This is a genomic window from Spirochaetota bacterium, from assembly GCA_038043445.1.
Lineage (GTDB): Bacteria > Spirochaetota > Brachyspiria > Brachyspirales > JACRPF01 > JBBTBY01.
In genome coordinates this window covers 1-19,218 of the sequence record JBBTBY010000037.1, presented here as the reverse complement: position 1 = coordinate 19,218, position 19,218 = coordinate 1, and the positions used below count along the sequence as shown (strand labels likewise).

At 54.4% G+C, this 19,218-nt stretch carries 20 protein-coding genes and 1 tRNA gene; 10 read left to right on the top strand and 11 right to left on the bottom strand.

Features of this window, described 5'->3' with window-relative positions:
* The 5 genes from AABZ39_05745 to AABZ39_05725 form a co-directional block, all read left to right on the top strand.
* Nucleotides 1–409, top strand: a 409-nt coding sequence (locus AABZ39_05745) for a hypothetical protein (protein ID MEK6794256.1), incomplete at its 5' end; no start/stop codon positions are given.
* Nucleotides 406–681 carry a hypothetical protein gene (locus tag AABZ39_05740; GenBank protein MEK6794255.1) on the top strand — a complete coding sequence of 92 codons (276 nt, stop codon included), beginning with the start codon at nucleotides 406–408 and terminating at the stop codon, nucleotides 679–681. The genes AABZ39_05745 and AABZ39_05740, both read left to right, overlap by 4 nt.
* Nucleotides 682–1,458: 777 nt before the next feature.
* On the top strand, nucleotides 1,459–1,626 hold the full coding sequence (locus tag AABZ39_05735) for a hypothetical protein (protein MEK6794254.1): 168 nt from the start codon (nucleotides 1,459–1,461) through the stop codon (nucleotides 1,624–1,626).
* Between the two features lie 263 nt (nucleotides 1,627–1,889).
* Nucleotides 1,890–2,090, top strand: coding sequence for a helix-turn-helix domain-containing protein (locus AABZ39_05730; protein ID MEK6794253.1), 201 nt, complete (start codon nucleotides 1,890–1,892; stop codon nucleotides 2,088–2,090).
* Between the two features lie 80 nt (nucleotides 2,091–2,170).
* Entirely contained in the window at nucleotides 2,171–3,244 is a 1,074-nt protein-coding gene (locus tag AABZ39_05725) for a site-specific integrase (GenBank protein MEK6794252.1), read from the top strand.
* Between the two features lie 107 nt (nucleotides 3,245–3,351).
* Here the strand turns inward: AABZ39_05725 and AABZ39_05720 are convergent.
* Both AABZ39_05720 and argH read right to left on the bottom strand, forming a co-directional pair.
* A tRNA-Tyr gene (locus tag AABZ39_05720) sits at nucleotides 3,352–3,434 on the bottom strand.
* A 39-nt stretch (nucleotides 3,435–3,473) separates the two neighbouring features.
* Nucleotides 3,474–4,880, bottom strand: coding sequence for an argininosuccinate lyase (gene argH, locus AABZ39_05715; GenBank protein MEK6794251.1), 1,407 nt, complete (start codon nucleotides 4,878–4,880; stop codon nucleotides 3,474–3,476).
* A gap of 145 nt (nucleotides 4,881–5,025) precedes the next feature.
* Here argH and AABZ39_05710 point away from each other — a divergent pair, with 145 nt between their 5' ends.
* Nucleotides 5,026–6,012 carry a CsgG/HfaB family protein gene (locus AABZ39_05710; protein MEK6794250.1) on the top strand — a complete coding sequence of 329 codons (987 nt, stop codon included), beginning with the start codon at nucleotides 5,026–5,028 and terminating at the stop codon, nucleotides 6,010–6,012.
* An 11-nt stretch (nucleotides 6,013–6,023) separates the two neighbouring features.
* Nucleotides 6,024–7,145, top strand: coding sequence for a hypothetical protein (locus AABZ39_05705; GenBank protein ID MEK6794249.1), 1,122 nt, complete (start codon nucleotides 6,024–6,026; stop codon nucleotides 7,143–7,145).
* 140 nt (nucleotides 7,146–7,285) lie between these two features.
* Here AABZ39_05705 and AABZ39_05700 read toward each other — a convergent pair whose 3' ends face one another.
* The 9 genes from AABZ39_05700 to AABZ39_05660 form a co-directional block, all read right to left on the bottom strand.
* Complete coding sequence (locus AABZ39_05700) at nucleotides 7,286–8,554, bottom strand: CHAT domain-containing protein (protein ID MEK6794248.1); 1,269 nt, start codon at nucleotides 8,552–8,554, stop codon at nucleotides 7,286–7,288.
* A complete protein-coding gene (locus tag AABZ39_05695) occupies nucleotides 8,551–9,960 on the bottom strand; it encodes an SDR family NAD(P)-dependent oxidoreductase (GenBank protein ID MEK6794247.1) in 1,410 nt (469 codons plus the stop codon). Before AABZ39_05695 ends, AABZ39_05700 begins: the two co-directional genes overlap by 4 nt.
* Before the next feature lie 55 nt (nucleotides 9,961–10,015).
* Complete coding sequence (locus AABZ39_05690) at nucleotides 10,016–10,795, bottom strand: SPOR domain-containing protein (GenBank protein MEK6794246.1); 780 nt, start codon at nucleotides 10,793–10,795, stop codon at nucleotides 10,016–10,018.
* Entirely contained in the window at nucleotides 10,738–11,370 is a 633-nt protein-coding gene (gene coaE, locus AABZ39_05685) for a dephospho-CoA kinase (protein MEK6794245.1), read from the bottom strand. The genes AABZ39_05690 and coaE overlap by 58 nt, the downstream gene beginning before the upstream one ends.
* Nucleotides 11,360–11,830 (bottom strand): CinA family protein, encoded by a 471-nt coding sequence (locus AABZ39_05680; protein MEK6794244.1) that lies wholly within the window; start codon nucleotides 11,828–11,830, stop codon nucleotides 11,360–11,362. The genes coaE and AABZ39_05680 overlap by 11 nt, the downstream gene beginning before the upstream one ends.
* Complete coding sequence (murB, locus tag AABZ39_05675) at nucleotides 11,830–12,759, bottom strand: UDP-N-acetylmuramate dehydrogenase (GenBank protein MEK6794243.1); 930 nt, start codon at nucleotides 12,757–12,759, stop codon at nucleotides 11,830–11,832. Before murB ends, AABZ39_05680 begins: the two co-directional genes overlap by 1 nt.
* Nucleotides 12,756–13,307, bottom strand: a complete 552-nt coding sequence (locus AABZ39_05670) for a hypothetical protein (GenBank protein ID MEK6794242.1) — start codon at nucleotides 13,305–13,307, stop codon at nucleotides 12,756–12,758. The genes murB and AABZ39_05670 overlap by 4 nt, the downstream gene beginning before the upstream one ends.
* 360 nt (nucleotides 13,308–13,667) lie before the next feature.
* Complete coding sequence (locus AABZ39_05665; protein MEK6794241.1) at nucleotides 13,668–13,982, bottom strand: RNA-binding protein; 315 nt, start codon at nucleotides 13,980–13,982, stop codon at nucleotides 13,668–13,670.
* Nucleotides 13,983–14,222: 240 nt separating this feature from the next.
* Complete coding sequence (locus AABZ39_05660) at nucleotides 14,223–15,590, bottom strand: 3-deoxy-7-phosphoheptulonate synthase class II (protein MEK6794240.1); 1,368 nt, start codon at nucleotides 15,588–15,590, stop codon at nucleotides 14,223–14,225.
* A 411-nt stretch (nucleotides 15,591–16,001) separates the two neighbouring features.
* Here AABZ39_05660 and AABZ39_05655 point away from each other — a divergent pair, with 411 nt between their 5' ends.
* From AABZ39_05655 to AABZ39_05645, 3 genes are all read left to right on the top strand, one after another.
* Complete coding sequence (locus AABZ39_05655) at nucleotides 16,002–16,577, top strand: carbohydrate binding domain-containing protein (protein MEK6794239.1); 576 nt, start codon at nucleotides 16,002–16,004, stop codon at nucleotides 16,575–16,577.
* Nucleotides 16,578–16,731: 154 nt separating this feature from the next.
* The gene (locus tag AABZ39_05650) at nucleotides 16,732–17,988 is read left to right on the top strand and encodes a phosphoglycerate kinase (GenBank protein MEK6794238.1); all 1,257 of its coding nucleotides are present in this window, start codon (nucleotides 16,732–16,734) and stop codon (nucleotides 17,986–17,988) included.
* Between the two features lie 16 nt (nucleotides 17,989–18,004).
* The gene (locus AABZ39_05645; protein ID MEK6794237.1) at nucleotides 18,005–18,955 is read left to right on the top strand and encodes an AraC family transcriptional regulator; all 951 of its coding nucleotides are present in this window, start codon (nucleotides 18,005–18,007) and stop codon (nucleotides 18,953–18,955) included.
* The last annotated feature ends 263 nt before the right edge of the window (nucleotides 18,956–19,218 follow it).

Genomic DNA, 19,218 nt, shown 5'->3' with positions numbered 1-19,218 from the left:
CGAAACTGGCCGCCGCATGGGGGACATCGTTCAATACGGTCCCTTGGCAAGATCAGAGCTAGACAGTTCACCTTTCAAGGGCCTCGTCCTCACATGGAGGACCGACAGGCCGCTCGGAACTGCTGTTGAGGTAGAGGGCTTTGCCAATGGCCAGTTCACACGGCAAAAGGTCGGGACGGCTTACGCTTGGCAGATCCCTAACATGACAAGCGCATCCGGCTATCTTATACGCGCCCGCAGCGGAGAGGACATCGACCTGCAAAAATATCAGATTGAGAGCCAGGGCGGAAGTTCGTCCGAATTTCGGCGGGAGCACCTCAACGAATTTGGCGCAAGCGCACCCATCGTGCTGGACGCTGGATACGATTATATCGCAAATGAAACCGGATGCGAGCTTATCCGCAAATGACATACACGCTCAGCATGCTCGACGGCCGGACGCTGTCTTTCGATGAAACCGCCGGCACGCTCACCAATAGCGCAACGGGGCTATTGGCGGGCACGTTCATACTCAAAAATGCGCAAGGCACATATTTATTTCGAATAGACGGTATCGAATATGAGGCGGCTTTTTCGAACGGCGATCCTCACGGCGGCAGCCCGGTCTGGTACGATATTCTGCCATGGCCGCATGAAAAAACGCAGCGTGTAACGGTCGGGCATGTAGAGGCGTGGAAATGAAACGGCTCGAAACGGTATCGGAAAAACGGTGAACGAATGACGAAACGCAATAAAAAACCAAAAGGCAACCGTGTATGCACTACCGGGGGGGTGCGTCTTCTCCTCGGAACGCCGGCGAACGCTCGGCGCACGTACTGTAGGATACTGCGGGCCTTTGCAAACGATGAATTGCAAGAGGAACGTTATCGCGCCTTACTTTTCGGAATGACCGGGTATCTATCGTATTTGCGTTTCGAGCATGACGTGGCCTTCGGTGAACGTTTGGACGCTCTCGAAAAAAAACTTGATGCGATGCAGCGGGGAATACCATGAATAGGCAGCGGGCATACGGCCTCGAAAAAAAGCTACGTTCGGCAATCGCAACGGTAAAGGACCCGCGCACAGTATTCGAGCTGCACGGCGTTTTTTATGACGCAGCGACTGGAAAGGAAATGCCGGGCGACGAAGTGAAGGAACGGCCTCTCATTCATCTATCCGACGCAGAGGAGCTTCGAATATGACTACTCACGAAACGCCGCAACCGATATGTTGGGACTGTGGCAAGATAAGTTGCCGTGACAGGAGTGATGAGGTTGTATTCTGCTCAGGCAATATCCCGCGCACAGCGGAAACGGACGCAAAGAATGAACAGCGCTTCCGAAAGGCGCAGCAGAATATCGCCCGCTACGCCGGGCAACCGCTGCATCGCCAATGTATCGACTGCTCGCGGGCCTGTAAAATGCATATTGAAGCTCGGCTTGGCAAGTGCTTCCTGCGCATGCCGCGAGGGGGTGAAGCATGAACGCGAAACTGTGCGAACATTGCAATTGCAAGAAACCTGGGAAATGTACGGTATGCCAATGCCGGAAATATGCCCCGCTTGCGCCGCGCATAGATCGTACCGATACGCTCCTCGATGAAGCGGACGCGAAACGGCAGGCTGCGGCAGATAGGCGGCGCGTATGATATACGGTGTACCGAAACGGCCTTTGATGTCGGAAAAATTGATGTCCGCGTCAATCCCACGTCAACGTACATTCGTTGCAAGTGTGAACGCAAGGGAAATATGCGAGGAAATGAATACAGGCCGACAGATATATAGTCGGTTTGCCACTCATTCCTCACGAGGAGGGCAATATCTTTGCCATGGCATAGAAGACCTCGCCACGGCGATTGAAGCTATCGTATAGGCCATTTTAAACAATGGGGCAATGCCCCGGGAGAAAATTATGAACGACACCGAGAAATCATCGAAAGACTTTGCAAGCGTTGAGGAATTCGCCGCAATGCTATCGCTGAGCGTGTGCACCGTCCGGCGCATGATCGCGCTCGGAGAGATTCCGGCATTTCGCGCGCGCCCGCAAGGCCGCAGATATATTATCGATGTGCGCCGGGCGCTCGAAATGATGCGTCAAAATAAAGTCGGTTGACTATCCATGAAATTAGAATTAGATTATGAGCGCGTAAGCAACGCAAAGCGATTGTGTCGCTCCCAAGTGGAGGGAACACGATGGCTTTAAGAATCGTTCGATACATTCATGAAAACGGTGTTCGGCTCGGGGTTTACGACTTCGATGCAACCGTGCTCGGGAAACGCGAGCGCAAGCGCGTAAGCGCCCCGACGAAGGAAGCGGCGCAAGCGATATTCAAGCAATGGCTTGAAACGCTCGCAACGGGTACGCGTGAACACAAGCTCTTTGAAAAATTGAATGAGTACCTAGAGTATTCCAAAGAGCATAAATCGCCCCGTATGGCAGACGAAGAGCGGCGGCACGTTGCGTTATTCCAAGAGTATTTCAGTGATATGCCGTTAAGTGAATTTCGGCGGCATACTGCTGAGGATTATATCTGTTGGCGCAAGGACCACCGCGTAAATGGTGCAAAGGCCGTAAATCCGGCGACCATTAATCGCGACTTGTCAACGCTTCGATACTTTTTCGGATGGTGTATACAGCGCGAATACTTCACTGCGCACAATCCGATTTATAAGCTGCACAAGTCAGAAAAAGAGAATGAGCGTATCGTATGGCTTACGGCTGAGCAAAAGCAAGAGATATATGACAAAGCGAGCGACTTTCAGCGGCGTTTTCTCAATATCGCATTGCTTACCGGTATGCGGCAATCGGAAATTGCATCGCTTCGGTGGGGGCAGGTCGATCTGAAAAACGGATTGATTCAGCTGTTCAAAACGAAGAGCAAGCGCAAGCGCACGATAAGAATACCGAAAGCGTTGACGGATTATCTGTGCATGATACGCGAACAAGAGCCGTTTTTTCATGACGTGCTGAACCGAAACGGTGAGCCTATTGAATGCGCAACGCTTGACAAGTCATGGCGCTGCCTGCGCCGGAGGCTTTCGTTCCAAGCAACGAACGGAACGAAGCTGCGCTTTCACGATCTGCGGCATGCATACGCTTGCGATGCGCTCATGCAGGGGATGACGAAAGAGGAATTGCAGATACAGCTTGGACATTCATCCGTGCTTATGACGGAAAAGTATGCGCGCTATATCGGTGATATTCCGGCGTCAAAGGTCGATGGAATGACAATACCATCACCGCTACAGGTGGTAAAAATGGCATGAAATGTCAACGTGGCGTCAACGGCGCCCGCTCGAATGCTCTTTGAAAATTTTCGTTTCGGAATGCGTTGTGATTATTTTACAGCGTTTCATGCTGATGTAATCAAATGTGGACAGGGCAGGATTTGAACCTGCGAAGACCGGAGCCGACAGATTTACAGTCTGTTGCGTTTGACCACTTCGCTACCTGTCCGAGTGGTGAGCGCGCATTATACGCGAACGTCTTTTTTTGTCAATACGATGCGGTTCTTACTTCCGATTTCCAGCGATTGAGGAGCGCTTCCGCCTGAACGAGCTGCGTGCGGATGGACTCGGGCCCCGTGCCGCCGGATGATATCTTGCGCACCCGCGCCTGAGATACATCGGCAGCCTTGTACACGTCATTGTCGAATCGGTCGCTGTAGGTGCGATATTCGGCGATCGTGAGCGATGCGAACGTCTTTCCCTTCTCAGCGGCATCGCGGACCATCCTCCCGACGATGTTGTGTGCATCACGGAAGGGAATGCCCTTTGCGGTGAGATAATCAGCGATGTCGACGGCGGAAAGGAAGCCTTGGTCGCAGGCTTCGCGCATGCGCTCTTTGTTGAACGTAGCGGTTTCGAGCGTGCCGCGCACCATCGGTAAGACGGCGAGCGTCGTATCGATGGCGTCGAAGAGGGCTTCCTTGTCCTCCTGCAGGTCCTTATTGTACGCGCTCGGCAAGCCCTTCATGACGGTAAGCATGGTGATAAGGTCGCCGAAAATGCGGCCGGTCTTCCCGCGCGTGAGCTCAAGCATATCGGGGTTCTTCTTGTTGGGCATTATCGATGAACCGGTGGCGTAGCTGTCGGAAAGTTCGATGAAGCGGTATTCGTTCGAATTGAAGATGATGAAGTCTTCGGCGATGCGTGAAAGATGTGTGAAGAGTATCGCGGTGTCCGCGAGGAATTCGATGATGAAGTCGCGGTCGGAAACCGCATCGAGGGCGTTCTCGCTCACACGGGCGAATCCGAGCTCGCTGCGCGTCATCTCGCGCTCGAGGGGATAATTGAGCCCGGCAAGCGCGCCGCTCCCGAGGGTGAGGATGTCCATACGGGCAAGGCAGTCCTGCAGTCGGCCGATATCGCGCGAGAGCATGAAGAAATAAGCGAGTATGAGATGCGCGAGCGATATGGGCTGCGCCGGCTGCAGATGCGTGTAGCCGGGCATGAGCGTATCCGCATGCGCTGCGGCGATGCTGTGGAGCGCGCGTTCGAGCGAGAGAAGCTCGTACAGTATCTCGTTCGTCTCGCGCTTGAGATAGAGCCGTATATCGACATTGACCTGATCATTCCTGCTCCGCGCGGTATGAAGCTTCCCCGCCGTATCGCCGATGCGTTCGCGCAACGCGTTCTCGATATGGGTGTGTATGTCCTCGTGTTCGGCGGTGAAGGGGAGTTCGCCTTTTTCGATGGCGCCCTCTACCGCAGTGAGCCCCGCATCGATATCCCGATATTCCTTATCCGTGAGCACGCCTATCTTCGCGAGCATTTTCGCATGGGCGCGGCTGCCGAGAATATCCTCCCGGTAGAGGCGCTTGTCGAAATGTATCGAGGCGTTGAATTCTTCGATAGCTTTGTCTTTTTCGCCGCTTAAACGGCCTTCCCAGAGCTTTTTCATGGCGTTTCCCGTCGAACCGGATATTTCGGGCATTGTACCGCATGGGTATAAAATAGCAATGAGAAATCCAGTTGCATTTTTTCGGCGTTGCGCTATTATCCGGGATATATCCAACGTGGAACTGTGATAATTACGGAGGGATCCTATGGGGCGGATCGTATACCTGTTCATGATGCTCATCGTATCTTCGCTCTTCGGCGCGGCACAATCCGGCGGGGCGGATAAAAAACTCAAGGCGAATGTTGCGGTCATCGATTTTGTCGGCAAGGAAGGGATAAGCAGGCAGGAGGCCTCATCGCTTTCCGATGTGTTCCGCTCCTGGCTCGTCACCACGGATTTCTTCACCGTCGTCGACCGTGCGAACATGGATAAGATACTGAAGGAGCAGGAATTCCAGCAGACCGGGTGTACCGAGTCTTCCTGCGCCGTTGAGCTCGGGCGTATTCTGAACATGCAGTATATGTTCACCGGGACTATCGCGCGTTTAGGCGAGACCTTCATCATTACCGTCAATATGCTCAATGTCGAAACAACGAAGATACTGGCATCGCGCACACGCAAGGTACGGGGCAGCAAGGATGCGCTCCTTGATGAAATGGACCGCGCCGGGAACGATGTGCTTGATGCCGTGAAGAAAGAGACGGGCGTCGATTTCCGCGCATCGGTTGAGCAGCAGATAGTGACCATGTACATCTATTCCGGCGATACCAAGCCCAATGAGGCGAAGCCGGTGCTCCTTCTCAGCAGCATCGGTGCGGCCGTGCTCGGCGGCGGTCTTAATGTTACCGGCGTGCTTCTGCAGAGCAGCGCCACCACGGCGAGGAATGAATACCTTGCCATTACCGGCTATCAGCCGCAGAGCATGTTCGATGCGAAGTTTACCGTCTATCGTGATAATATGAATATCGGCTCTATCCTGAACATATCCGGATTCTCCATGTACGGTATCGCGGCGGGGCTTTTCGCGCTGTGGCTCATTGCGCCCGACGCGGTGCTCGATCCGACAAAAGTAAAAAAATCCGATACCACGGATACGAAGAAAGCACCGGACGGTAAAGGGAAGGGGAGCCTGCGCGGATACATACTTCCGGCACCTGACGGCATGTCTTTCGCGTTCTCGTACGCTTTTTAAGGGGGATGACGATGAAAAGGATTATAATACTGACTGTCACGATATCGGTTTTCTTTACGGGATGCATCGAGTTCGTGGATAATTCGAAGCGCTCGAATCCGTGGGACCCGCTCGGGGCATTTGCGTGGACTACTGTAGCGAGTGGAGCAACACCTCAGGCCGGATCTATGCTTGCTGCTCAATGTGTTGGCGGGGATGTATATGTCGCTTTCAAAGAGGCCTCCGGTGATACGGTGTGCGGTAAGATAAATACACTCGGTTGGACCAAGACTGGCGGGAGTATTCTTATATGGCCGACGGAGTCGATCGGAATTGCATTGGCAATAAATACTACCAGCTCCCGGCCGGTTGTCCTCTATTCGGTGAACCCATTGCTTGAGGGGTTTGTTCGGGAATACGACGGGAGCTCATGGCAAACGAGCGGAAACTTTGCGCCATGCCACAACGATAAAATACGTGTTGCAGTATCTCCGGTGAGCAATAAAAAGGCATATGTTACGTGTCGCTTTACCGGGGTAACATTAAAAGTAACGAGAACGAATTCTCAATCGGACTTGGGGTCACCCGCAATATTTGCAGAAAGCACTCCGACCGATATCGCAATAGTCGCGGGGACTGTTACCGGTGATGCGTATGTAGCATATACACTTCCAAGTGCCGTTGGAGTTCAGCGCTGCGCTGGATCGGGAGATAATACGGGGACTTGGGGGGCGCTTGGTGCGAGTACAAATATTGCCGGTGCGGCGGCATATATCTCAATGGCTGTAGATAGCGCTGAGAATATATACGTCGCGTATCAGGATCAGTCTCAGGGGAATAAAGCGGTTGTTCGGAAATTCAACGGAACATCATGGTCGACACTTGGCACAACAGCATCCGAAGGTGCGGCGGCGTGGATATCGATAGCGGTGGACAAGGATAATGTTCCACATCTGGCGTTCTCTGACGGGACAAGGGATAATAAGTTGACGGTTGTGCGATACGACAATGGAATATGGGCGAAGTACGGTTATGGCATTTCATCATCTGCGGCAACGGAGATCATCTTACTTGGAAGCAGAACATCCACTACATTTTACGTAGCGTTTTGCGATGCCAGTGCCGGTGGAAAGATTACGGTCCTGAAAAAATAGCAGCGAGACATATTCCGATCCTCCGTGAACTCCGTGAGAAATATTCTTATATTATCTCTCACAGAGCACACAAAGCTCACGGAGAAGAGAAAGGATGAGCATTCTGCGGGCCATCATATTCTCTGCGTGAGAGAGCAGTGTCAGAGCTTCGTGCCCGACGCGCCGAAGAACCGGTAGCGCAGTATCGCGTCTTCCCCTGACACTATGAGCGCATTGCGATAGGCCGTACCGGCGCATTCGCCCGCGAAGAGCGATGCGTAGAGTTCCCCGACGAACCGTACATCGAAAGCGTCCGCAACAGCGCCCATTGACGCAATGACGGTATGCGCGCCTCTGCGAATGAGCGCCGGTGCGAGATGTGCCGTATCGGCGGCATTGACCGGCCGTGATGTGCAGGTGTGCAGAACGACGACAGCCGGCATGGACGATGCCGATACCAGATCGCGTATCGTGTATTTCCCGCGAAGCGAAAGCGCGGAGCCGGTGCCGTGCGAGATGACATGCACGATGTCGCTGCGGGAGAGAATGGCGGAGAATGCAAGCGGTGTGACGGGCGTGCGTATGCATTCGCAGGTAACACCCGGGCAGCGCGATGCCATCTCGTATACGGCGTTCGCTTCCGTCCCGGCGTGAGCAAGCCCGTCGGCGGCGATAATGGCTGCGGATATCTGTTTTCTCGGTGTACGCTCGCGATGCTCCCCGCGGGGGATGAACCCGATGAGCATGCTGTCGGCGAGGAACGATACGCCGTCATGCATGAGTTCCCACGGCAATGCGCCGGTATCCGTATCGACATCGATGTATACGCTTCCCGTGCGCGACGCCATGCGTTCTGCTATCGGGGAGCCGCTGAAGAGCGCGGAGAAGAACGATGCACCGAGCGTCCTCGATCCCTGACGGGCATCGATGCCGGTTCGCGGCGCCTCATGGATGCGGCGGTATACTGTTCGAAGCGAATGTATGAGCGATGGCGAGAGGGCTACCGACGATGAAAGGATGAGCGGATGCGACGAGTGTTCGAAGTAGGTGAGTGAATATGATCTCCCGGCCCTCACCGCTGAAAGCACGGCATTGGCGCTTCCGTTCGCTGCGCGTAATTTTCCGGTGAGGATATCCGCTTCCGGTCCGGTAAGCGGCGAGAGCGAGAAGTCTCTGGTGTCGATGAGGTGGAATGCGCTGCGGCGGTATGCCTTGTCGTGAAGCATGCGCACCGCATATTTCCCGTTGCGTGCCTTGCGTGCCGAACCCGCACCGAAAGGGCCGAAGACGCGGCAGCATCGCCGATCGTAGAGGAATATCGATGCTTCTGATCGAGCGAGCCTCTCGGCGTCGCGGCGGGGTAATAGGATGTTCTGCGAGCGTTTGCCTGAAAAGTGATCCGCGTTCTGTGTTACAAGAAAGTGTTTCATCGTCCGTGCGTTACAGCGAGCGATGTCATCGCCTGTTTCAATGAGCGAACGGGCATATTCTCATAGCGTGCGATGATCTGCTGTACGGCATCGGAGAAACCGTTCTCGGGAATGCCGTCGGTCACGCGCCATATCTTCCTGTGTTCCGATCGGCTTCGTTTTTCATACGCATAGAAGAGCGACTCATTGATCTTTTCGGCTCTCCCCGGATGTGTATAGCGTATCGATACCGCGCCCTCTTTCCCTTTCAGGCGAATGAGCTCTTTGGCGAGATCGGCGATGCGCACGGGCTTCCCCATGTCGAGAACGAACAGTTCGTTCCCGGATGCGAGACGTGATGCCTCAATGACGAGCGATGCCGCTTCGCTTATGGTCATGAAATATCGTTTGATGGACCTGCTCGTAACGGTCACCGGTCCGCCGGCCTCTATCTGACGTTCGAATATCGGCACCACGCTGCCGCGGCTCCCGAGCACATTACCGAAACGCACCGTGGCAATGGCCGTTTTTTCCGGCGTGAGCGAAAAGAGATACCGTTCGACGATGCGTTTTGATATCCCCATGACCGATACCGGATCGACTGCTTTATCGGTCGATATGGCGGCGAAACGGGCGATGCCTGCGGCGAGAACCGCATCAGCGACGGTCTTTGTGCCAATGACATTATTGGCGAAACATTCCCGCACATTCGTTTCCATGAGGCCGACATGCTTGTGCGCAGCGGCGTGGAACACCGTATCGAAACGCACCGAGCGGAAAAGCCCTTCCATCCCGCGTCTGTCCTTTACATCGAGAATGATCGGGGTGATATGCGCGCGGGGAAAGGCGGCGATGAGCTGGCGCATCGTCTCGAAAATACTGTTCTCACCGTGGCCGAGGAGAAAGAGATTCTCAGCGCCGTATTCAAGCGATTTCTTCGCGATGACGCTCCCGATAGACCCGCCGCCGCCGGTGACGAGCACGGTCTTCCCGCGGAGCATGCGTTCCGTTCGATGGCTGTCTATCTCCACCTCGCCGCGGTTGAGCAGGTCCTCAATGCGCAGTTCACGCACCTCATCGATGCTGAAATCATCGTTCGTCAATTCCATTATCGAGGGCACCGTGCGCACGGTGATCCGGCGGCCCTTGATGGCGTTCATGAGGTACTGGAATTTCGACGAGGTGAAATAGGTGATGGCGACGATGATCTCATCGACATCGAAGCGTTCGAGGACGAAGGGGAGTATGCCGATGTCGCCGTTGACCTTTACACCGAGTACATACTGGTTCTTGAGCCGCGCATCGTCATCGATGAGCGCGACGATCTCGTAGCAGTCGCGTTCTTTCAGTATCTCCCGGATTATCTTCTTCCCGGAATACCCGGCGCCGTAGATGACGACGCGCTTGACGTTCTTTCCCTCGCTCATGGATGGGGATTATAGCATGCGTGTATATGCCGCGCAAGACGGGCTGCGCACTGTATCATTCAACAAAATAGATGTACGCGTCTTTATGCCTGGTGGTTTTTTTTACCTTGGCGAGCTCAGCGGCCGCATCGTCTTTGGCCGCGAACCTTCCCATTTTGATCTTGAACACCGGATCGCCGCTTTTGTTCGTTTCTTCACGGACGAAGGTCAGCGGGAAATTCTTCTTAAGCCGAGTCCCTTCGTATTCCGCCGATTTTTTTTCGGCGCTCACCGCCAACTGTATGTAAAATCCTTTTCCCGATACCGATTTTTTCGCATCGGCAGTCTCTGCAGCGGCCTTTTTTGCGGTAGTCGTTATTTTCGTCGCGGTTTTCTTTGCCGGTGTCTCATCGGCGGTCTTTTCTACTTCTTCGACCGCTGCCGTCTTCTTTACCGCGGCTTTTTTTGCAGGCGCATCGAGGTCAGCCTCAAGCTTCTTCCTGCTCGCTGTGTCGGCCGCGGCAAGTTCATCCAGTATGCTTTTCTTCGTGTCTTCATCGGGTTTGACCGTATCGATGGCATGTACCGTTTCTTCTTTTGCACGCGGTATCACCGGCGATACGACGATATTCGTCGGTCCTGTTTCCTGGCGCGGCATGAACGAAACGAATGTCTGTCCGCCGTTCTTGATGGCGAAATACCATCCGCCGGCGAAGGCCAATCCGACGACGAGAAGCGAGGTGATAACGAGGAGGAAAATGCGCCCTTTGCTGAGATTGACGACATACATATCGTGTTCTACGATATGGCGCTCGAAGTCCTCGGGGGGCGGGGGCGGGTTTTGATAGTCCGACATAGCAACCTCGCAGCAAAACTGAGCACCGTGCGGAAGGCATGGGTGCCGGAAGTGTTCTTTATTATTATATCGGAACGGGAAAGCGACCGCTTGATATCTTTTTGACGGGCAAGAAGCCGCATGGCGGCCGCTTTTTTCATCCTGCGACAGGTTACAAGGCGTGAAACGAGCGTTGATGACGGAACATCGATATGTATTACGCGATCACAGATCGCATCGAGGCGCATGCGGTAGAGGAGCGCGGCATCGATGATGATATGGCCTCGTGTGCGGCGTATCGTGCTTCGGACCTGCGTGCGCATCCATGGGTGAACGATATGTTCGAGCAGGGAAAGCTTTTTCTGAGATGCAAAAACGACAGCGCCAAGGGCTTTACGGTCGATGGCGTTCTTCGCCGCAACCGTCGGTCCGAATGCGCGAAGTATGGCACCTTTCTTCGCGAGAAGCGCCTTATGTCCGAGCGCATCGACATCGATGATGCGGGCGCAAAGTTCGCGGGCGAGTATCTTTGCCCCAAGCGATTTCCCGCTTGCCGCCGCACCGACTATGCCGATGATAAGCCGCTTAGATGCCATAGGCCGCCTCGATGGCATATCGTATCGCAGCGGCAACGGTCTTTCGGCGTATGGCCGCCCTTACGCCGGTGAATCGATGATGATATGCCTTGCAGCCGTGCTTTGTCGCGACGCCGATATACACGGTACCGACAGGCTTTTTCTTCGTACCGCCGAGCGGGCCGGCAATACCGGTCGCGGAAATTGCAACGTCGGCATGCGCGCGTTTCAGGGCGCCGCTTGCCATGGCGCTAGCGCACACATCGCTTACCGCGCCGTTACGCGCAAAGACCAGCGGGCGTACACCGAGAAGCGCAGATTTCGCCCGGTTCGCATAGGTGATGAAGCCGTACTGGAACACATCCGATGAGCCGCTTATCGATGTTATCTCTCCGGCGATGAGACCGCCGGTGCATGATTCTGCGGTGGTGATGATAAGTCCCTTTTTTCTGAGCAGGGCAACGAGCTTAGCTGTGCCCATCACATGCCCCCGGCATCGATATCCCAGTCGCCCATGAAACGGACCTCCGGCTTGAGTTCTATACCGCGCTTCTCCTTCACCAACGCCTGAACGCGCTGTATGAGGACGGCGACATCACGCGCGGTGGCGTTCTTCCTGTTGATGATGAAATTGCCGTGATACGGTGCCACCTGTGCGCCGCCCTCGCGCATACCGAGCAGCCCCGCCTCGTCGATCATCTTCCCCGACGGGATGCCGATGGAGTAGTCGTTGAGGAATATCGATCCTGCCGACGGGAAACGGAAATGCTGTTTCGCTTTTCTGTCGGCGAAATTCTTTTTCATTTCCGCGCGTATGCCCCGCTTGTCCCCGGGCGTCAGCCGGAACGCCGCTTCCAGTATGATGCGCCCGCCGTGCTGGAACGGCGTCGATTTGTACGCGAGCTCCATATCCGCACGCGCGATCGTCTTTATGGAAAGGTCGCTGTCAATGTAGCGCACCGAAACGAGTATGACCGCTATTTCGCTCCCGTAGCATTTCGCGTTCATATACACGGCGCCGCCGACGCTCCCCGGCAGACCGTACGCGAATGACATGCCGGCAAGCGAACGCCGTGCGCACAGTACTGAAGCCCGGCTTATCGCCATGCCCCCTTCGGCGAAAAGCATCGTTCCTTCAAGGCGCCATCGCCGCATGCCGCCGAGCCAGATGACCATGCCGTGTATCAAGCCGTCGGAGAGGAGCACGTTGGTTCCGCCGCCGAGGACATGCACCGTGAGCCCGTGTTCCCGCGCCGCGCGAAGCGCATCGATGACATCGGCCTCTGTTCTCGGGGCGATGAGATACTCAGCACGCGTGCGTATGCGGAACGAATTGAGCCGTGCAAGCGATGCGTTCTTCCTGATGAATGGGAGGTGACGTTCCAGTTCCTGAAACGCAGCGCCGGTCATGGCAGATAACGCTTGATGTAATCGATGAAGAACATGATGACATGTATCAGTATGCCGAATATCAGGCCGGATGATATGCCGGATACGATATCGGTGCGAAACGATACTTCCTTTTCCTTGTCCTCGAACATGAGCGAAAGCACCTGCACGAGTATGGTCGTTACGATACCGGTGATGATGATGGCGATGAAGAGATAGACGCGGCCGTGTTTCAGCACGACCGTGTAGAGGATGTTCGACAGAAAAAAAACGAGCGATGATATGATGCCCAGTCTGAGCGAACGCTCATACGCCTTTCTGTTGATGCCGCCGATGAGCTTCGGGAGCATATAGATGACGATGGCGAGCACGAGCGACCCGAGCGAAAGCCCCGCGATAAGCTCCGAGGAGAGCACCGTATTGAGGTAATCCAGCCGCTCGCGGAGGATATACAGCGGATCGTCAAGGAAATGAAAGAACATATTGGAAAGATACAATGCCGAGAGCAGCACGCTCAGTATAATGAGGACGAGCACCAAACGGTCGATGAAGCTTTTTACTTTCTTCATATTATTTTCCGCGCGGTTACAATTGCTGCCACGATACAGAACAAGGGGTCATGACCCCTTGTTCTCTCATTCCTGCGATTTCCATCACGCATGAGCATGCTCTCCCGCGCGTTCATTTTGCCTTTCCCTCCACGATAGCGATCTCTTCTTCCGTCGACCCATACAACTTATATCAGCGCATCTATCGCATCGATCTTCGTTCTCATTTGTCCGCATATTGGTTAGTATATCATGGGGAAAATGTTTTTCAATCACTATCCGGCAACGCGTTACTTTCCCGCAATGCGACACATTCCCGCAAGATCAGGGTATAAAAAAAGCCGGACGTCAAGTCCGGCTTTTTTGTTCTCAGATGCTGAATTACCAGCTGCGGCCGCCGCCGCCGCCGTAGCCGCCTCTGCCGCCGCCGCCGCCGCGCGGGGAATCGGTCTTCGGTTTTGCTTCGTTGACCTTTATTGCGCGTCCGTCGAGCTGCATGGAATCAAGAGCTGCGATGGCAGCTTGTCCGCCCTCGTCAGTTTCCATTTCCACGAAGCCGAAGCCTTTTGCCCGGCCGGTCTCGCGGTCGGTGATGAGCGATACGCTCACGACCGGTCCGTGTTGTGCGAACAGATCCTGGAGCTGTTCTTTGGTTGTCGTGTAACTGAGGTTACCGACGTACAGTTTTTTCGCCATGCGAATGTCCTCTTGCAGGTGTTTCCTGCTGTTCTAAAATGTAGGAGGTTGACTCAATACGTTCGTCTGAGCTCCGCAGATCAGATATCGTTCTTGAAGTATCGCAAGGGAATATCGGATGACTGGCTCGTTCAAAAGAACAGATCTTATACTAACCTTCTGGTCAATACTGTATCATAACGTATCGATAATGTCAAGCGCGATGCGCTGCCATCCGCTATTCCGGTGCCGGACGTCCGTTCAGCGGGCCATGAGCCGTGAAAGGAGGAGCGCCATCTCCAGAGACTGCTCGTAATTGAGCCTCGGATCGACCTGTGTTCGGTACGCTTTCGTCAGATCGGCCTCGGTAACACCGGAAGCCCCTCCGAGACACTCGGTAACATCGTCGCCGGTAAGCTCAAAATGGACGCCGCCCAGATGCGTACCGCTGTCCGACAATATGCGGAATGCGGTCTGCAATTCATCCAATATCCTGTCAAAACGGCGTGTTTTCGTGCCTCCATTGACCGATTCCGTGTTGCCGTGCATGGGATCGCAGCACCAGAGCACGCTTTTCCCCGCACGCATGACGGCCTCGATAATGGGCGGGAACTGCTTTTCTATGTTCGCAGCGCCGAAGCGGTGTATCAGCGTAAGCCGCCCGGGTTCATTCTCGGGGTTCAAGAGAACGCAAAGTGCGACCACTTCATCGGGCGTCATTGTGCCGCTGATCTTTACCGCTATGGGGTTCTGTATGCCGCGGAAATATTCGATATGTGCGCCGTCGAGCATGCGGGTACGATTCCCTATCCACGGGAGATGCGTACCGAGATTATACCAGCCGCTCCTGCGCGGGACCCTGCGCGTGCAGGCCTGTTCGTAGAGGAGATGGAGCCCCTCGTGGCTGGCGTAGAAATCGACACGTGCACTGTCGCCGAGCGTGCCGCCGGTAAGTGTCTCCATGAAGCGCAGCGATTCGCCGATGGAAAGCACCATACGCGCGTATTCCCCTGCCAATGGCGAGCGGTTGACGAAGCCCAGTTCCCAGTATTCCGGGTGATGCAGGTCGGCGAAACCGCCGTCGATGAGGGCACGAATGAAATTGAGCGTTATCGCCGAACGCTCGTATGCCCGGAGGAGTAGTTTCGGGTCGGGTGTGCGGGCCGCTTTTGTGAACGGCGTACCGTTTATCATATCCCCGCGATAGGCGGGCAGTGTAACTCCGTCGCGAGTCTCATTGTCGCTTGAGCGCGGTTTCGCGTATTGCCCGGCGAAACGCCCGACACGGATCACTCGTTTCTTGCCGCCATGCACGAGCACGAGGCTCATCTGGAGCAGTATCTTCAGTTTTGCGGTTATGATATGCGATTCGCAGTCGGCGAAACTTTCGGCGCAATCGCCGCCCTGGAGGAGGAATCTCTCGCCGTGAACGGCTTCGGCAAGCTGCTGCTTGAGCGCTTCTATCTCCCAGCTCGTAACGAGCGGCGGGAGCTTCGACAAACCTTCAACGGTAGCATTCAGTTCAGCTGCATCGGGATAGTTCGGCTGCTGCTCAGCGGTCTTCGCCTGCCAGGATGTCGGCGACCAATCGCTTTTACTGGAGGGGGTGTTCGTTCTCGGGGCAGCCATGATGCGGTTTCCTTCGGGTGATTCGCGACGTAGTATACCATGCGATTTTTTTCCGTCAAATCAGACGACGGTGCGGCAAGTGACTTGCTATTGTAGCGAGATTTATCACCCGTTCGCCTTATTTCGGCTGTTCGATTACGACTCACTTACAGCTCAGTACAAGTCAGCTCATCGATGTACCACGCGATGAACACACGTGGCACAAGGTGTGCGACTTTGGCGCAGTAGGCGGCGACCAAGGATGCCCTAGGCGCTATGTATGGCCAAATATGCCACGGTGTAAGGTCTTGCCGGGGAGATAGAGTGTCGGTGTATTCGGGTGGTATGACTTTGCACTCGTATGAGAAATCTTCGTATATACTATTGCTGCTGTGTTGCGGTCCTGTGCATTAAAAAACACGGAGGAATGTAATGATATTTATAAGAACCGGCTTGATAGTGTTGATCTCGACCATTTTCTGCCTGTGCATTTCGTGCGGAAGCACGGTGCCAACGCCGTTCGCTGATAATAATACCGGACCGACCGTTGTGACGAATACTTTGATACAAGAGGATTTCGAATCCGGGTATGCAGCATGGAAAGCAACCGGTTCCGGGTTTGTGAACACCATAAGCTCCGGCAGGTCCGGGACGATCGGGCTCAATATCGCAACTGTATTCACTCCGTCAACGACAATATTGAATAGATATATAGCTGTTGATACCAATATGCATTATATACTGTCCGGATATATGAAGCCGCTGAATCAGCCAGAAACACATGTGATTGGCATGCAGTATGTTGATGCGAACAGCAATGCGATATCTTCAACTGCAGTGTATGCCGGTACCACGAATTATTATGAATATGAGCAGCGCCGTATGGTGCTTTCGCCGAAGAATGTACCGCAGGCGAAGTATCTTAATGTCTATCTTATGCTGCAGTATTCAGCGGGTGTGAATAAGGCAGTTAAATTCGATGATATCGTGTTGGTAGGGTATAAGTAGAACGTTCGTGCGAATGATGCCTCCTTCCCTTTTTTGAGCATGCAATGGCTCGGATGGCTTTAAGAGAGCTCGCCAATCTTGACAACGCGTTCGGATATTATATAGTACCCGCACGTTCACAGAACGGTGATTTTTTCTGACGAGGAGCCCTGCTATGAAAAAGACGGTACGCGACATCGACCTGAAAGGGAAACGCGTTCTCATGCGCGTGGACTTCAATGTCCCGCTCAAGGATGCCGTCATACAGGACGATACACGCATAACAGCGGCGATAGGCACGATACGATACATCCTCGAGCAGAACGTCAAGTCGCTCGTGCTCATGTCGCATCTGGGCGATCCGAAGAAGGATATGGCCAAGGCGAAAGAGAAAGCGGAAAAAGAAAAAAAAGCGTTCGATGAGGCGAAGTACATCGAAGGCAAGCATACGATGAAGCCGGTGGCCGAACATCTGGCGAAGCTCCTCGGCAAACCCGTAGCGCTTGCGCCCGCCGCTATCGGCGACGATGTCAGGAAAATGGTCGATGCGCTCCCTGCGGGCGGTATACTCATGCTTGAGAATACGCGATTTCACAAAGAGGAAACATCGAAGGAAGCGGCCGATCGCGAGAGAATGGCGAAGGAGCTCTCGACATACGGGGATGTGTATGTGAACGACGCGTTCGGCACTGCGCATCGTGCGCATGCGTCCACCGAGACCGTGGCGAAATTCCTCCCGGCGGTAGCGGGCTTTCTCATGGAAAAAGAGATAACCTATCTCAGCAAGGTCACCGAGGACCCGGTGCGCCCCCTCGTAGCGATAATCGGCGGGGCGAAGGTGTCATCGAAGATAGCCGTTCTTATGAACCTGATTGACAAGGTCGATAAGCTCATCGTCGGCGGCGGCATGGCGTATACGTTTCTTAAGGCAAAGGGCCTCTCGGTCGGCGACTCGCTTGTCGAAGAGGACATGATACCCAAAGCGCAGGAGATACTCCAGAAATCATACGAGAAGAAGATATATCTCTATCTGCCTATCGATCATATCGTCACGAAGGAATTCGCGCCGGATGCCGAATCCAAGCACGTGTCCCGCGGCAATATCGATGACGGCTGGATGGGTATGGATATCGGTCCCATGACGATACAGAAATTCCAGGGCGCCATCAAAGGCGCGAAAACGCTCGTGTGGAACGGTCCGCTCGGCGTGTTCGAATTCCCGAAATTCTCCACCGGCACGGCGGAGGTGGCGAGGTCGATAGCCGCGCTCCCTGACTGCATCACCATCATCGGCGGGGGAGATTCGGTATCGGCGGTCAATCAGAGCGGCGTTGCTTCCAAGATGACGCATATCTCCACCGGCGGCGGTGCGTCGCTTGAATTCCTCGAAGGGATAGAGCTTCCCGGCATCAAGGTGCTTGAGGATAAGTAGCGGCGGTACGCCCCGAATGAACGATGCATCGTTCGCCCCGTATCGTATTCCCGACAAAGCGTCGACCGACAGCGCCGTACGCGAACTTTTCAGCGGGCATCTCACCGGAAAAGTATCGCTTAGCGAAAAAGGCAAACGTCATCTCGTCGTCCCGTTCGTTCGCCGTGAAGAGCGGCTTACGCAGCATGACCATGATTATCTCGAGATCGTGTTCGTGCTCTCGGGCAGCGGCAGGCATACGGTAGGGCAGAGGACATACACCGTCGGTGCGGGTGATATTTTTTTTCTGGACAACGAGACGCCGCACGGCTTTTCGCTTGCACGCGGGGAGCGGTGTGTGTATGTGAATTTCTCCTTTCTCCCCGAGGTGCTCGATCGCACGTTCAGCATGGATGCGCTCGCCGGCGGTGTTCATTTTTTTCTCATTGAGCCGTTCTTCCGCGAGGATGATGACTTCTCCCGCCGCCTGACGATAGCAGGGGATGTGTTCGAACGGTTCAGGCACTGCGCGCTCCTCGCCGTCGATACGTTCTTTCATTCGTATCCTGCGCCGGCCACTGCGACACAGGCCGTGTTCCGTTCATTTATCGAGCTTCTGCACGACGAATATGGGCGCGCGATAGCCTCTCGCCCGGAGATATATGCGGGCCGCGAAGCGATCTATCGGGAGATACTTGCCGAGGTCGACAGCCGGCTTGCGGAAAAATTCACGCTCAATGATATTGCCGGCTCGGTCGGCATCGGGCGTACGCGCATCGCCGAGATATTCAGGGAAAAGCGCGGCGAGACGATAGTGGAATATGCCAATCGGCGGCGTGTGGAGTCGGCAGAGAAGCTCCTTCGTGAAAGCGATATGAGCATTGTCGATGCGGCGCTCAATGCCGGATTCAATGATACATCGAATTTCAATCGCATATTCAAGAAAATCACGGGAAAAACCCCGGCGGCATACCGCTCCGGACGATAATCCGTTCTGTCTGGACGATAATCCTCGATTTGACGGCATTGCAGCGATACCTTGTTAACTATCCTTGACAACATCCTTATGTAAGAAAAATGCAACCACAGAGGAGCAATGAGAAAAAGCAGGAGAACACAGAGAAATAGCGAGAATTGGTTTCACCCAACGGGTGATTTTAAATTTTTCCTTTTTGTGTCTTCTCGGCCTTTTCTCGGTGATCTCCTATGTTATTTGTCAAGCGATCCATGACTCTCCCCAAGACTCCTGAT

Coding starts and splice junctions, on each gene's coding strand:
- coaE (MEK6794245.1), bottom strand. CDS start 11,370: ATGGCATCTAAGCGGCTTATCATCGGCATAGTCGGTGCGGCGGCAAGC.
- AABZ39_05655 (MEK6794239.1), top strand. CDS start 16,002: ATGATATTTATAAGAACCGGCTTGATAGTGTTGATCTCGACCATTTTC.
- AABZ39_05650 (MEK6794238.1), top strand. CDS start 16,732: ATGAAAAAGACGGTACGCGACATCGACCTGAAAGGGAAACGCGTTCTC.
- AABZ39_05665 (MEK6794241.1), bottom strand. CDS start 13,982: ATGGCGAAAAAACTGTACGTCGGTAACCTCAGTTACACGACAACCAAA.
- AABZ39_05670 (MEK6794242.1), bottom strand. CDS start 13,307: ATGAAGAAAGTAAAAAGCTTCATCGACCGTTTGGTGCTCGTCCTCATT.
- argH (MEK6794251.1), bottom strand. CDS start 4,880: ATGAAAAAGCTCTGGGAAGGCCGTTTAAGCGGCGAAAAAGACAAAGCT.
- AABZ39_05695 (MEK6794247.1), bottom strand. CDS start 9,960: ATGAGCGAGGGAAAGAACGTCAAGCGCGTCGTCATCTACGGCGCCGGG.
- AABZ39_05740 (MEK6794255.1), top strand. CDS start 406: ATGACATACACGCTCAGCATGCTCGACGGCCGGACGCTGTCTTTCGAT.
- AABZ39_05710 (MEK6794250.1), top strand. CDS start 5,026: ATGGGGCGGATCGTATACCTGTTCATGATGCTCATCGTATCTTCGCTC.
- AABZ39_05705 (MEK6794249.1), top strand. CDS start 6,024: ATGAAAAGGATTATAATACTGACTGTCACGATATCGGTTTTCTTTACG.
- AABZ39_05725 (MEK6794252.1), top strand. CDS start 2,171: ATGGCTTTAAGAATCGTTCGATACATTCATGAAAACGGTGTTCGGCTC.
- AABZ39_05735 (MEK6794254.1), top strand. CDS start 1,459: ATGAACGCGAAACTGTGCGAACATTGCAATTGCAAGAAACCTGGGAAA.
- AABZ39_05645 (MEK6794237.1), top strand. CDS start 18,005: ATGAACGATGCATCGTTCGCCCCGTATCGTATTCCCGACAAAGCGTCG.
- AABZ39_05660 (MEK6794240.1), bottom strand. CDS start 15,590: ATGGCTGCCCCGAGAACGAACACCCCCTCCAGTAAAAGCGATTGGTCG.
- murB (MEK6794243.1), bottom strand. CDS start 12,759: ATGACCGGCGCTGCGTTTCAGGAACTGGAACGTCACCTCCCATTCATC.
- AABZ39_05700 (MEK6794248.1), bottom strand. CDS start 8,554: ATGAAACACTTTCTTGTAACACAGAACGCGGATCACTTTTCAGGCAAA.
- AABZ39_05680 (MEK6794244.1), bottom strand. CDS start 11,830: ATGGGCACAGCTAAGCTCGTTGCCCTGCTCAGAAAAAAGGGACTTATC.
- AABZ39_05730 (MEK6794253.1), top strand. CDS start 1,890: ATGAACGACACCGAGAAATCATCGAAAGACTTTGCAAGCGTTGAGGAA.
- AABZ39_05690 (MEK6794246.1), bottom strand. CDS start 10,795: ATGTCGGACTATCAAAACCCGCCCCCGCCCCCCGAGGACTTCGAGCGC.